General features: G+C 69.5%; 12 protein-coding genes. 3 read left to right on the forward strand and 9 right to left on the reverse strand.

Going from position 1 to position 12628, the window contains the following annotated elements; all coding sequences use genetic code 11:
* Positions 1–13 precede the first annotated feature (13 nt).
* From nadC to nadA, 3 genes are read right to left on the reverse strand one after another with little or no spacing between them, the layout of a single operon-like run.
* Positions 14–874 carry a carboxylating nicotinate-nucleotide diphosphorylase gene (gene nadC, locus SACXIDRAFT_RS04275; protein ID WP_006237255.1) on the reverse strand — a complete coding sequence of 287 codons (861 nt, stop codon included), beginning with the start codon at positions 872–874 and terminating at the stop codon, positions 14–16.
* On the reverse strand, positions 871–2532 hold the full coding sequence (locus tag SACXIDRAFT_RS04280; RefSeq protein WP_006237256.1) for an L-aspartate oxidase: 1662 nt from the start codon (positions 2530–2532) through the stop codon (positions 871–873). Before SACXIDRAFT_RS04280 ends, nadC begins: the two co-directional genes overlap by 4 nt.
* A complete protein-coding gene (nadA, locus tag SACXIDRAFT_RS04285) occupies positions 2529–3536 on the reverse strand; it encodes a quinolinate synthase NadA (protein WP_006237257.1) in 1008 nt (335 codons plus the stop codon). The genes SACXIDRAFT_RS04280 and nadA overlap by 4 nt, the downstream gene beginning before the upstream one ends.
* 39 nt (positions 3537–3575) lie before the next feature.
* Here nadA and SACXIDRAFT_RS04290 point away from each other — a divergent pair, with 39 nt between their 5' ends.
* Together SACXIDRAFT_RS04290 and SACXIDRAFT_RS04295 are read left to right on the forward strand one after the other, a co-directional pair.
* The gene (locus SACXIDRAFT_RS04290; RefSeq protein ID WP_006237258.1) at positions 3576–4358 is read left to right on the forward strand and encodes an NUDIX hydrolase; all 783 of its coding nucleotides are present in this window, start codon (positions 3576–3578) and stop codon (positions 4356–4358) included.
* A gap of 4 nt (positions 4359–4362) precedes the next feature.
* Complete coding sequence (locus tag SACXIDRAFT_RS04295) at positions 4363–5097, forward strand: LON peptidase substrate-binding domain-containing protein (RefSeq protein WP_006237259.1); 735 nt, start codon at positions 4363–4365, stop codon at positions 5095–5097.
* Positions 5098–5102: 5 nt separating this feature from the next.
* On the opposite strand, the gene SACXIDRAFT_RS04300 is transcribed toward SACXIDRAFT_RS04295, so the two are convergent.
* The 6 genes from SACXIDRAFT_RS04300 to SACXIDRAFT_RS04320 all read right to left on the reverse strand — a co-directional run bounded on the left by SACXIDRAFT_RS04300 (position 5103) and on the right by SACXIDRAFT_RS04320 (position 11937).
* Entirely contained in the window at positions 5103–5678 is a 576-nt protein-coding gene (locus SACXIDRAFT_RS04300; protein WP_040922456.1) for a DUF2567 domain-containing protein, read from the reverse strand.
* 262 nt (positions 5679–5940) lie between these two features.
* Positions 5941–6153, reverse strand: a complete 213-nt coding sequence (gene bsaP / locus SACXIDRAFT_RS22210; RefSeq protein WP_006237261.1) for a biotin synthase auxiliary protein BsaP — start codon at positions 6151–6153, stop codon at positions 5941–5943.
* Between the two features lie 10 nt (positions 6154–6163).
* Positions 6164–7180, reverse strand: coding sequence for a biotin synthase BioB (gene bioB, locus SACXIDRAFT_RS04305; RefSeq protein ID WP_006237262.1), 1017 nt, complete (start codon positions 7178–7180; stop codon positions 6164–6166).
* A gap of 73 nt (positions 7181–7253) precedes the next feature.
* Positions 7254–7979 (reverse strand): dethiobiotin synthase, encoded by a 726-nt coding sequence (gene bioD, locus SACXIDRAFT_RS04310; RefSeq protein WP_040922041.1) that lies wholly within the window; start codon positions 7977–7979, stop codon positions 7254–7256.
* Positions 7980–8023: 44 nt separating this feature from the next.
* Positions 8024–10321, reverse strand: a complete 2298-nt coding sequence (locus SACXIDRAFT_RS04315) for a SulP family inorganic anion transporter (RefSeq protein ID WP_006237264.1) — start codon at positions 10319–10321, stop codon at positions 8024–8026.
* A 323-nt stretch (positions 10322–10644) separates the two neighbouring features.
* The gene (locus SACXIDRAFT_RS04320; protein WP_006237265.1) at positions 10645–11937 is read right to left on the reverse strand and encodes an adenosylmethionine--8-amino-7-oxononanoate transaminase; all 1293 of its coding nucleotides are present in this window, start codon (positions 11935–11937) and stop codon (positions 10645–10647) included.
* A 37-nt stretch (positions 11938–11974) separates the two neighbouring features.
* Between SACXIDRAFT_RS04320 and SACXIDRAFT_RS04325 the strand changes: the two genes are divergently transcribed.
* Positions 11975–12619 carry a nucleoside/nucleotide kinase family protein gene (locus SACXIDRAFT_RS04325; protein WP_006237266.1) on the forward strand — a complete coding sequence of 215 codons (645 nt, stop codon included), beginning with the start codon at positions 11975–11977 and terminating at the stop codon, positions 12617–12619.
* Positions 12620–12628: the final 9 nt, after the last annotated feature.

Here is a 12628-nt window from a genome sequence, read left to right on the forward strand (position 1 = left end):
TGGCCGCGCCGCCTCACGCCTCGCGCAGATCCATCCCGATGTCGAGCACCGGCGCGGAGTGGGTGAGCGCGCCCACAGCGAGGTAGTCCACGCCCGTATCCGCGTAGTCGCGGGCCACCGCGAGGGTCAGCCCTCCCGATGCTTCGAGCCGGGTCTTCGGCGACAGCCGATCACGCAGTTCCACGGCTCTCGCGCAGTCGCGAGGGCTGAAGTTGTCGAGCAGCACCTCGTCGGCGCCCGCGTCGAGCGCCTCCTGAAGCTGTGTCAGATCATCGACTTCGACTTCGCACGGCAGCTCACCGGCCCGTTCGCGGGCCAGCCGCAACGCCTCGGTCACCGAACCGGCCGCGACCACGTGGTTGTCCTTGATCAACACGGCGTCGCCGAGTCCCATGCGGTGGTTGACCCCGCCGCCGCAACGGACGGCGTACTTCTCCAGCACCCGCAACCCCGGCAGGGTCTTGCGTGAGTCCCTGATCGCGCAGCCGGTTCCCGACACCGCCGCTACCCACGTCGCCGTCGCCGTCGCCACGCCGGAGAGATGGCACAGCAGGTTCAGCGCCGTGCGCTCGGCCGTCAGCAGTCCCCGCACCGCTCCGCGTACCACGAGCGCGGGCTCGCCAGGCCGTAGCCCGCTTCCGTCCTCGCGGTGGGACACCACGTCGTAGCCATTCTGCCCGAGCACCGCGTCGAGCACGGCTGTCGCGACCCCGGCCCCCGCCAGCACTCCCTGCGCGCGAGGCGTGAACTCGGCGGTGGCCTTCGCCTTCTCAGACACCGTCGCCTGCGTGGTGACGTCCGGCCCGTACCGCAGGTCCTCCTCCAGCGCCGTGGTGACAACCCTGCTTACCTCGGCGACATCCAATTCGCTCATGCCACGCCCTCCAGAATCGGGTCTGCCAGCACCGGTTGCCCCGACGGGTTCAACCGGACGGTCAGGCTGCGCCGCCACCCGGCGTCGTCGCGTTCGGGGTGATCCGACCGGACGTGACAGCCCCGTGATTCTGTGCGCGCGCTCGCCGAGGCGAGCAGCGCACGAGCCACGAGCGTGAGGGCGGCGTCCTCCACCGCCTCCACCGTCCACAACGGAGTATCGGAGGTGGAGACGTCGAGCACGGACCCTGCCACGGCCAGGCCCTCGGCATCCCTTCCGATACCCGCGTACCGGCTCATCAGCCGTTGCAGGAGCGACCGTTCGGCCACGGGAGACACCGGTACAGGGCCGGGTACGGGCCCTGTACCGGTGTCAACGTCGGCGAGCCTGCCTTCCACCAGGTCCCGCGCCACCGCCTCGGCGGCCCTTCTCCCCATCACCAGCCCTTCGAGGAGGCTGTTGGAGGCGAGCCTGTTGGCGCCGTGCAGGCCGGTCCTCGCCACCTCACCCGCCGCGTAGAGGCCGGTGACCTCCGTCCTCCCGTGTGAGTCGGTGACCACACCGCCGCACGAGAAATGCGCGGCAGGTGCTACCGGAATCGGCTCGCGCTCGGGGTCGATCCCGGCCTCGGCGCAGGCGGCGCGCACGGTGGGGAACCGCTGCGCGAACCCCTCGACTCCTGTCGCGTCGAGGAAGACGTGGTCATCGACGCCGCCCGGAGCCGACGCGAGCCTGCGCGTGATGGCGGCCGACACCACGTCGCGCGGCGCGAGATCGGCCAGCGGGTGCACACCTCGCATCACTCGCTCACCCTCCGCGTCCACGAGCACAGCCCCTTCACCGCGAACCGCCTCCGTCACAAGTGGACGTCGCCCCGTGCCGCCGGGCGTGTAGAGGACGGTGGGGTGGAACTGCACGAATTCGAGGTCGGCCACGCTCGCTCCGGCCCGCAGTGCCAGCGCGAGTCCGTCGCCTGTGGCGAGGTCCGGGTTCGACGTCGCCCGGTAGAGCTGGCCGATACCGCCCGTGGCCAGCAGCACCGCCCGCGTCCGCACGACGCCGGGTGCGTGATCCGCCGCCGCCGCAAGGACTCGCAAACCACACACCTCGCCGGACGCGGTCGTGATCGCGTCAACGGCGACGTGCCTCTCTAGTACCGGCAGTCCCTCCGCCGCGCTGACGAGGCAGCGCTGCACCTCGGCGCCCGTCGCGTCGCCACCGGCGTGGATCACCCGGAAGTCACTGTGACCGCCCTCGCGGGTGCGGGCGAGCCTGCCAGGCGACTCCTCGTCGAACCGGGCTCCCCTGCCGCGCAACCGCTCGACGGCCTCCGGACCTGCCTCGACCACCGTGCGGACCGCGTCGGCATCGCACAGGCCGGCTCCCGCGGTGAGTGTGTCGGCGATGTGCGCGTCGAGCGAGTCGGCGCCGCTGCCACCTGTCTCGCCTGCCTCGTCGAGCACCACGGCGACGCCACCCTGCGCCCAGCGGGTGTTGCCATCACCGAGGCGGCCCTTCGTCACCACAAGGACGGAGAGTCCGAGTTCGGCGGCGCGCAGGGCCGCCGTCAACCCCGCGACGCCACTGCCGACGACCACAACGTCGGCGTCAGCCTCCCACGCAGTTTTCGACTGAGAGTCAAAAACTGGGAGTGTCATTCCCCACCACCAGGGTTGCCGATCTCCACCATCCGCCGCACCGAGGCGCGAGCCCGCTCCGCGATCCCGGGATCGACGTGGACCTCGTCGGCACCTTCCCGCAGCGACCTCAACAGCGCGGCCGGTGTGATCATCTTCATGTAGCGGCAGGACGCGCGATCATTCACCGCACGGAAGTCGATCTCGGGCGCCGCCTTGCGCAACTGGTGCAGCATCCCGACCTCGGTGGCGACGAGAACGGAGGTCGCCTTCGTGTCCCTCGCCGCGGTGAGCATGCCGCCCGTGGACAGGATCTTCACCTTCTCCGACGGGACAGCACCCTCCCCCGCCAGGTACAGAGCCGACGTCGCACACCCGCACTCGGGGTGGATGAACAGGTCGGCATCGGGGTCCTCCGCAGCCCGCTCCGCGAGTTCAGGACCGTTGATACCGGCGTGCACATGACACTCACCTGCCCAGATGTGCAGGTTCTCCCTGCCGGTGACCCGCTTGACGTGGGCGCCGAGGAACTGGTCAGGGCAGAACAGGATCTCCCTGTCCTCGGGGATCGACGACACGACGTCAACGGCGTTCGAGGAGGTGCAGCAGATGTCCGTCTCGGCCTTCACCTCGGCCGTGGTGTTCACATAGGACACCACGACCGCACCGGGATGCCGCGACTTCCACTCTCGCAACTGCTCGCCCGTGATGGAATCGGCGAGCGAGCAACCCGCGCGTGCGTCGGGGATGAGCACGGTCTTCTCAGGAGAGAGGATCTTCGCGGTCTCCGCCATGAAGTGGACTCCGCAGAAGACGATTGTGGACGCCTCGCTCGACGCGGCGATGCGGCTCAACGCCAGCGAGTCACCGGTGTGGTCGGCGATCTCCTGGATCTCGGGCAACTGGTAGTTGTGCGCGAGCAGGACGGCGTCACGGCGACGAGCGAGTTCGCGCACCTCCTCGGCCCAGGCCGCGTCAGCCACGACCCCGCCGTAAGGGGTGAGCCCGTCCACGTGTGCCGTCATGGTGGTCCTCCGTTAGTTTTCGTCTTAGAATCGAAAACCGTGCTCTCTCATATTAACAGCAGCAACCCCCTCGCACACGAGGTTCTCGCCGCGGTTCTCCAGGTGCGATGCGCCACACGCCCCGGCGTTCCCACAGGCGGCGACGACACCGTCGCTCTCCGGGTACTGCTGTGGCGGCGCGCGCTGGACCCGCACATCGGCCGATGGTCACTGCCGGGTGGCAGGCTCCGCCCCGACGAGGACGTCGAGACGTCGATCCGCAGGCAATTGGCCGAGAAGGTGGATGTCAAAACGCTGTCCCACGTCGAGCAACTCGGCGTGTTCAGCGCCCCGGCACGGGTGCCGGGGCCGAGGGTCGTGGCGACGGCGTTCCTCGGGCTCATGCCGTCGGATCTCGACCCTGTGGTTCCGGAGGACACCGCGTGGCACGACGTCGATGCGCTGCCCCGCACCGCCTTCGACCACGCCGACATCGTGCTAGACGCCCGCGAACGGCTGCGCGCCAAACTCAGCTACACCAACCTGGGTTTCGCGCTCGCGCCACGAGAGTTCACGATCTCGACGTTGCGGGACCTCTACTCCGCCGCGCTCGGTCACTCCATCTCGGCCACGAACCTGCAACGTGTCCTCGCCCGCCGGGGAGTGCTGGTGCCGACGGGCCACACCGCGTCGCCGGGGCGGACAGGCGGGCGTCCCGCGGCGCTGTACCGGTTCGCACACCACGACCTGCGCGTGACGGACCCGTTCGCGGTGTTCCGCCCTCCCGCCTCTCCGAGGGGCCGCTCGCGAACGCGCGGCAGGACCGCCAAACCCGTAACGTGAGGACGTGACTCACTCGGAAGGACGCGACAGCCGGCCGACTGCCGACACGACCCTGCCTCTCTTCCCCTTGCACACCGTGGCACTACCCGGCGTGCACCTTCCGTTGCACATCTTCGAACCCCGTTACCGTCAGCTCACCATCGATCTCGTCACCGAGGTCGTGCCCGACCGTCTCTTCGGTGTCGTCGCGATCCGCAACCCCGCCATCGGCGAGGTCGATCAGCTCGAACACGTCCACGCCACGGGCTGCGCGGTGCGGTTGCGCGAAGCACGCCGCCTCCCTGACGGCCGTTTCGACATCGTCGGCACGGGACACCGCCGTTTCCGGCTACTCGCCATCGACGGCGGCTCCGCGCCGTACCTGCGCGGCGACGTCGAATGGGTCGATGACGAACCGCTGCCGGAAGGCTCGGACGAAGCAGAGGAGGCCGTCTCCCGGCTCGCCGACGCGGGAAGAGCCGCACATCGCCGGTACTGCTCCGTGGCGTGGGAGTCCGAGGGCTGGGAGTCACCGCCGCGCGACCTCGACCCCACGTTGCTGGCCTACCGCCTCGCCTCCGACTGCATCCTCCCCCTCGCCGACCGGCAGGAGCTCCTCGAAGAGCGGCATCCGCTGCGCAGGCTGCGGTTGACGTGCAGGCTGCTCGCCAGGGAAGCCGCGTTCGTGTCCGAACTGGGCGCTGTGCCACCGCCTGCGCACGAGGTGAACGAGAACCTGCTGCGCCCGAACCTGAACTGACAGCTCTAACCCAGTCGTCTGCCGAGGTCGTCCCGCGCGTTCCAGGCCGCGAGCGTGCCGTACGCGAGCGCGGTGGTGAAAGGCTGGGCGAGTAAGGCCCAGCCCGTTTCCAGCACGGGTGCCCGTTCCACGACGTAGCCAAGGCGCGGCGAGTGCGGCAGGGGGAACGCCGCCTCGGCGAACACCGATCCCATGCGCATCGCCAGCCACGATCCGAGCAGCGAACCGAGAACGGCACCGACGAGCATCACAGGTCCACGACGCGCTCGAAGCAACCACACGATCACGCCGACCAGCAGACCGGCGACGAGGCCGAGCAGAAGGAAGATCGCCAAACCGTCGAACCGGTGCCAGCTCTCCAAGGTGAGGGGCACGAGCTGGTGATCACGCGTCACGACCCGCATGCGCTGCGGTGGCGCGAGCCGCGCCCAGAGCCAGCCGAGTGGAAGCCCGGCGAGGCTGATCAGGGATGCGACACTGAACGCGGGCAGCAGATCGGCCCTGAACACCACGCGCTGGGCACGGCCGGGCGGCTGGGTGAGCGTCGCGTGGTGCCGCTCGGCGTCTGCCTGCTCCGCCAAGTCCACACCCTCCCGCGCGAGCGCCCGCTTCCTCGTGGCGAGCCTAGAACATGCCTCGCCGACCGGTGTGCGCGGCGGGTACGCCTCACCACACAGCCACACAGCCACACAGCCACACAGTCCGGCCTGCGGCAGCGACACCGAGCCTGTCACAGCCACCGCCCGCGCGAGCGCCGTCACCGCGACAGTGTGGCCGCCTCTTCCCGTGTCCGGCTGACAACGGTCCCGTCCGGCCGCGCGGAGCGAATCGTGGCCGTCGCCGCTAACCGGTGGTCGCCCTGGGCGTCGTGGAGGAGATGTCGCCGTGCCTGCTGCACCGGGCGGTCCATCCGCTCGGCATCACCTGCACCACCATGCGCCTCGCGCACTCGGAGCAGTAGCGCGGTGGTTCGAGGGCGGTGCGCGGAGTCCGGCACACCTCGTGGCCCGACGCGGACAGCAGTCCGCCGCAGTGAACGCAGTACACCGTCGTCATGCTGTCTCTCTCACAGGCTGTCGCTGAGTGCCTTGATCGGCATCTTCAAGTCGCTGAGCATGTCGAGGTCCTGCTGGGCAGGTCGGCCGAGGTTCGTCAGGTAGTTGCCGACGATGATCGCGTTGACACCACCGAGAATCCCTTGCTCTGCGCCGAGATCTCCGAGTGTGAGTTCACGTCCGCCCGCGAACCGCAGCATCGTCCTCGGCATCGCGAGCCGGAACGCCGCCACGACGCGCAGCGCGTCCTTGCCCTCCACGATGTCGAACGACTCGTACGGAGTTCCCGGCTGCGGGATCAGGAAGTTCATCGGAACCTCGTGCGGGTCCAGCTCGGCCAACTGCACCGCGAACTCGGCGCGTTGTTCGAGTGACTCCCCCATCCCGATGATGCCGCCGCTGCACACCTCCATGCCCGCGTCCCGCACCATCCGCAGGGTTTCCCAGCGTTCCTCCCACGTGTGCGTGGTGACGACGTTGGGGAAGTGGGACCTGGCGGTTTCGAGGTTGTGGTTGTAGCGGTGCACGCCCATGTCAACGAGTTCGTCAACCTGTTCCTGCGTCAGCATGCCGAGCGAACACGCGATCTGGATGTCGTTGCCGGAGTCACGGATCGCCTTGATCCCGTCACGGACCTGCGACATCAGGCGAGCGTCCGGGCCTCGGACGGCGGCCACGATGCAGAACTCGGTCGCGCCGGTGGCCGCGGTTTCCGCCGCGGCCTTCACCAGGCCGGGGATGTCGAGCCACGCCGCACGGACCGGCGTCGGGAACCGGCCGGACTGCGAGCAGAAGTGACAGTCCTCGGGGCAGCCACCGGTCTTGACGCTGACGATGCCCTCGACCTCGACCTCGGGACCGCACCAGCGCATCCGCACGTCGTGCGCGAGCGACAGCAGGGCGGGGATGTGCTCGTCACCGAGGCGGAGCACGTCGAGCACCTGCTCCTGCGACAACCCGGTGCCTTCCTCGAGCACCTGTTGACGGGCGACGGTGAGGATCTCCGACTCCGTGGCTGCGGCCGTCACGACATCTCCTTCGGCTTGCTGGGTGTTCTGGACGAGTCTGACGGACGAGGTCCGTACGGCACAGCGATGTACGTCACGTCCCCGTGGCCGCCGCGGCACGGGCGAACCGGTCGGGGTCGAACGTGCCGCCAAGCCACGGTGCCAGTCCCCTGCGCGCCTCGTCGAGGAACTCGGGTCTGCTCGCCGAGGTCAGCCCCTCCGGCAGCGCTCCGAGCAGCGGCGCAGCGGCGGCCACGGGGAGATCGGCGGTGTTGCACCTGGCGGCGAGGTCTGGTTCCGACGGCCAGGCGCCGATCACGACACCGAGCACGTCGAGCCCCCGGCTGGTGGCGACCTCCGCGGTCAAAGCTGTGGCGTTGAGCGTACCGAGCCCGGCCTCCGCCACGACGACCACGGGAGCACCGAGTGCCCACGCGACGTCGGCGAGAGTCCCTCCCGTTGCGTCGAAGCGCACGAGCAGACCGCCAGCGCCCTCCACGAGCACCAGATCGTGATTCTCGTGGAGCCGGGCCGCCGCGGCCGCCGCGTCGGCCGGTGTCACCTCCGGAAGGCCGCTGCGCCGCGCGGCGGCCTCCGGCGACAACGGGTCGGGATAGCGACGCAGCTCGCATGTCGTCACGTCGCCGGAAAGGCGACGCACCTCGGCGAGGTCGCCCGGCTCACCCGGCGCGACACCCGTCTGCGCCGGCTTGAGCACGGCGACGCGCTGACCGGCGTCGGCCGCCAGCGCGGCCACGGCCGCAGTCACCACGGTCTTGCCGACGCCGGTTCCGGTTCCGGATACCACCAGCACGGTCACGGCAGCGACACTAATACCGAAGACAGAGGTGCTCTCACCCGGTGTCACCCCGCCCTCACACCGGCAGGCTGGAACACGCCAGTGCCGGAGTCGAGCAGATACACCTGGGCCGCCCCGACGTCGAAGTACATGCCGGTCAGCACAAGGCGGCCCGCTCGTTCCGCCTCGGCCACCGCCGGATCGGCCCGTAGGTGATCCAGCTGTTGCAGAACGTTGTGCAGCGCGAGTGCGTCGGCCTGCGCCTCCGGGGCCTCGCCTTCCAGCAGCACGGGAGGCCCTTCTCTCCAGCGACGCACAGAGGGCTCGCCGTGCGACAACCATTGCCGCACAGCGGGAAGGCGGTCCCCGTCCCTCGAGAGGATCGCCGTCATCGCCCCGCATGACGAATGGCCGCAGACCACGATCTCGCGGACCTTCAGCACCGCGACGGCGTACTCGACGGCCGCGCCGACGGACCTGTCCACGCCGTCGTGACAGCCCGAACTCACCGGCACGAAATTGCCGATGTTGCGGACGGTGAAGAGGTCACCCGGACCGCTCGTAGTGATCACGTTGGGCACGAGCCGGGCGTCGCTGCATGTGATGAAGAGCGTGTGCGGCGTCTGCTCGGACGCAAGACGCATGAGCGTGTCCCTCACCAGCGGAGCCGTACGCCACTGGAATTCCGAGGTTCCCCGGTGCAATGGGCGGTGCCGCTGCTCCGGGATGTCCATGCCGTGCTCTTGTGCCATCCACTCCGACCACGGCGCCAGCCAGCGAGGCTGCACGCGCTTCGCCTCCTGCCTGCGCACCGTGGGTGAGCGGGACCTGCCGTTGCCGTACCAAGGGTGGCCGATCTCGTCGATCACAACGGTGCCTCCCGCCCGCTCGTACCCGTGCTGCCAGCCGGAAAGGCAGTCGAACGCGGCGTGATCGAGGTAATCGACCACCAGCTCCAGCCTCACCGTCCGATCCGGTGGGATCGCTCCCAGCACCGCCGACAACCGGGGCACGGAGAGGAACGTCAGCACGCCCTCCACGACGATGCGGTGGTGCTCACCCTGGTCGATCACCTGGATGCCCGACCACATCGTGCGCCGCAGCATCAGCACCAACGACAGGGCCACACCGATGAGCACACCGGTGAGCAGGTCGATCGTCACCACCCCGAGCAGGGTGACGAAGTACAACGGCAGGTCGCCGTGGCCCCGCACCGTGCGGACCGTGCGGAGGTTCACCAGCTTCGCGCCGACATAGGTCAGCAGACCGGCGAGCGCGGCGAGCGGAATGCTCTGGATCAGCTCCACGAGTGCCACCGTGAACAGCAGGACCCACATCCCGTGGAGCACAGCCGATGCGCGGGTCCGGGCTCCTGCCGCGACGTTGGTGGAGCTGCGCACGATCACCCCGGTGACCGGCAGGCCGCCCAGCGCACCCGAGGTCATGTTGGCCGCGCCCTGCCCGACGAGTTCCCGGTTGAGGTTGGCCCTCGGTCCTGTGTGCATGCGATCCACCGCGACGGCCGACAGCAACGTCTCGACGCTGGCGATCAGCGCGATCGTGACGACGGCGAGACCGAAGTCGAACCAGCCCGAGGACGGCAGTTCGGGAAGGAAACCGATCGCGAGGAGATCACCGGGAAGTTCGACACGGGCCACGGACACGTCGGCGAGCACCGCGACGACGGTGACCATCGTGATGGCGGCCAGCGGAGCGGGAATCCGCGTGACGGGCCGGGGAAGGCGCGGCCACAGCAGCAGCACCGCGATCGTGGCGATCCCGATCACGGCCGCCGTGTCGTGGTGCCCGGCGATCTGGCCCGGCAGTTCGGCGAGGTTGTCGATCGCCGAACTCTGCGGGGCTCCCCCCAGAATCACGTGGAGCTGGCCGAGCACCAGTGTGACACCGATACCGGCGAGCATGCCGTGCACGATGGCCGGCGCGATGGCAAGGGCGGCTCGGGCCACCCGGCTCAAGCCGAACATAATCTGAAGCAGTCCCGCGCACACCGTGATGGCGCACGTGACCGCCCAGCCGAACTCGGCGATGGTCTCGGCCATCACCACCGTGAGCCCCGCGGCGGGGCCGCTCACCTGGAGCCGGGACCCGCCGAGGGCACCGGCCACGATCCCGCCGACGACGGCGGCCACGACACCGGCGACGATCGGTGCGCCTGACGCCAGCGCGATGCCGAGTGACAGCGGAACCGCGACGAGGAAGACGACCAGTGAGGCGGGAACATCGTGGCGCAGCACGGTTTTCCACCTGGCTCGACGGTGACGATCTCCGCCAAGCTGACCACTGTGGACACTGCGTGGTCCCTCGCCGTCGGCGCGGTCGGCTGCCTCCGGGGCGCCTGCCATGGTCAACCTCCTGGGCTGTCGTGGGCCGGGCTCAGGCATCAGGTAACAGCAGATCCGCCGGAATGTCCGCTATCGGAAAGGGTTTTCAGGTTCTCCCACGAGTTCCGCCGTGACGAAGCGGGATTGTCCCTGTGGCCGTCGTCGCAGTGACGTGGTCCAGCTCTCACCCGATTCGCGACGCCCCACGCCACCCTCGTGCCTCAGAGTGGCGATCTCCACCCGCCCACGCAGCGGGATCGGACCGATCGAGTGTTTTCCTGTGAGGCTCTCCCAATCCAGGCGTGAATGGTGCCGTTCACACCCCGGATCAGCGCAAGCGGCTGTCACGACACCTCGGCGGCGGCCACCATCGCCTCGGCCACCACAGCGAGGTCGGCGTCGGACATGATGTACGGCGGCATGGTGTAGATCAGGTCGCGGAACGGCCGCAGCCACACGCCCCGCGAGGTCAGCGCCTCGGTCGCCGCGGCCATGTCAACGGCGTGGTCGAGCTGCACGACCCCGATGCCACCGAGCACCCTGACATCGACGACGCCCTCCACATCCGCCGCAGGCGCGAGCCCTTCGCGCAGCGTGCGCTCGATGCGCCGCACGTCGTCGCGCCAGGTTCCGTCGGCCAGCAGGCCGATCGACGCGTTCGCGACGGCCGAGGCGAGCGGGTTGCCCATGAACGTGGGCCCGTGCGCCAGCACCGGGACCTCACCGCGCGAGATGCCTTCGGCGACCTCCGTGGTGCAGAGCGTCGCCGCCATCGTGAGATACCCGCCGGTCAGCGCCTTGCCGACGCAGAGCACGTCCGGGGTCACACCCGCGTGTTCCGCCGCGAAGAACGCGCCCGTCCTCCCGAATCCCGTCGCGATCTCGTCGAACACCAGCAGCACGTCGTTGGCCCGTGTGATCTCGCGGAGCAACCGCAGGTAGCCGGGGTTGTGGAACCGCATGCCACCGGCGCCCTGCACCACCGGTTCCACGACGACGGCCGCGAGTTCGTCGGCGTGCTCCTCCACCGTTCTCGCCAGGACATCGGCGTACGACTCGTCGAGAGGAGCGTCGAAGCCAGGCGGAGGTGCCTGCACGAACACCTGCTCGGGCAGCACACCCCGCCAGAGGGAGTGCATGCCGCCCTCCGGGTCGCACACGCTCATGGGGTGGAACGTGTCACCGTGATAGCCGCCGCGCCAGGTGAGCATCCGCGTCTTACCAGGGCGCCCTGTCGAACGCCAGTACTGAAGGCACATCTTGAGCGCGACCTCGACGGACACCGAGCCGGAATCGCACAGGAACACGTGCTCGAGCCCGTCGGGGGTCAGCTCGACGAGCGCCTTCGCCAGCCTGATCGCGGGTTCGTGTGTCAGCCCGCCGAACATGACGTGGCTCATCCTGCCAGCCTGCTCGGCCAGCGCCGCGTCGAGAACCGGGTGCCGGTAACCGTGGATGGCGGCCCACCACGACGACATCCCGTCGATGAGCTGCCTGCCGTCGGCCAGCCGCAACCGCACGCCCGACGCCTCCTCCACCAGCAGCGGCGCAACGGTGGCCGGCATGGGACCGTACGGGTGCCACACGTGGTGGGCGTCGAGGCGCAGCAACTCGCGGATCGCGGGATCGGACGTCATGCCAGGCACCTTACGACTCGCCCGATACCGTGGTGACATGCCGACCAGCGCCCGCTTCCGGCCCATCACGGTCGAGCGTCTGGTGACCGAACTCGCCGACCGCATCGCGGGCATCGCGGAACACCGCATCCGGACCCGTGTGCTCATCGACGGCGCGGACCTGGCGACCGACGCCGCGGCTCTGGCCGACGCACTGGTCGATCCACTACGGGTGCGCGGTCACGACGTGCTGCGGGTATCGGCGCACGACTTCCTGCGGCCCGCTTCGCTGCGGTTCGAACGAGGACGGCGTGACCCCGACGTGCGCTACGAGGACTGGCTCGACGTCGCGGGACTGCGGCGTGAGGTCCTCGACCCGCTTGAGGTGTCGGGCACGGGACACGTCCTGCCCGCGCTGTGGGACGCGGCACGCGACCGTGCTTTCCGCCTGCCGAGGACCTCCGTTCCCGACGGCGGTGTCGCGGTGCTCGACGGGGAACTCCTGCTCGGGCAGGGACTTCCCGCCGAGCTCACCGTGCACCTGTGGCTGTCCCCCGGCGCGCTGCGACGGCGGCTGCCCGAGGACGCGCGGTGGGCACTACCCGCCTACACGCGCTACGACACCGAGGTGCGGCCCTCGGAGCAAGCGGATGTCGTCGTGCGGGTGGACGACCCTCGGCGTCCTGCGGTGCGGGAAAGCTGAGACCCCGCG

It is taken from the genome of Saccharomonospora xinjiangensis XJ-54 (assembly GCF_000258175.1).
In the GTDB taxonomy this organism is placed as follows: domain Bacteria; phylum Actinomycetota; class Actinomycetes; order Mycobacteriales; family Pseudonocardiaceae; genus Saccharomonospora; species Saccharomonospora xinjiangensis.

Coding starts and splice junctions, on each gene's coding strand:
- nadC (WP_006237255.1), bottom strand. CDS start 874: ATGAGCGAATTGGATGTCGCCGAGGTAAGCAGGGTTGTCACCACGGCG.
- SACXIDRAFT_RS04280 (WP_006237256.1), bottom strand. CDS start 2,532: ATGACACTCCCAGTTTTTGACTCTCAGTCGAAAACTGCGTGGGAGGCT.
- nadA (WP_006237257.1), bottom strand. CDS start 3,536: ATGACGGCACACGTGGACGGGCTCACCCCTTACGGCGGGGTCGTGGCT.
- bsaP (WP_006237261.1), bottom strand. CDS start 6,153: ATGACGACGGTGTACTGCGTTCACTGCGGCGGACTGCTGTCCGCGTCG.
- SACXIDRAFT_RS04315 (WP_006237264.1), bottom strand. CDS start 10,321: ATGGCAGGCGCCCCGGAGGCAGCCGACCGCGCCGACGGCGAGGGACCA.
- SACXIDRAFT_RS04320 (WP_006237265.1), bottom strand. CDS start 11,937: ATGACGTCCGATCCCGCGATCCGCGAGTTGCTGCGCCTCGACGCCCAC.
- SACXIDRAFT_RS04325 (WP_006237266.1), top strand. CDS start 11,975: ATGCCGACCAGCGCCCGCTTCCGGCCCATCACGGTCGAGCGTCTGGTG.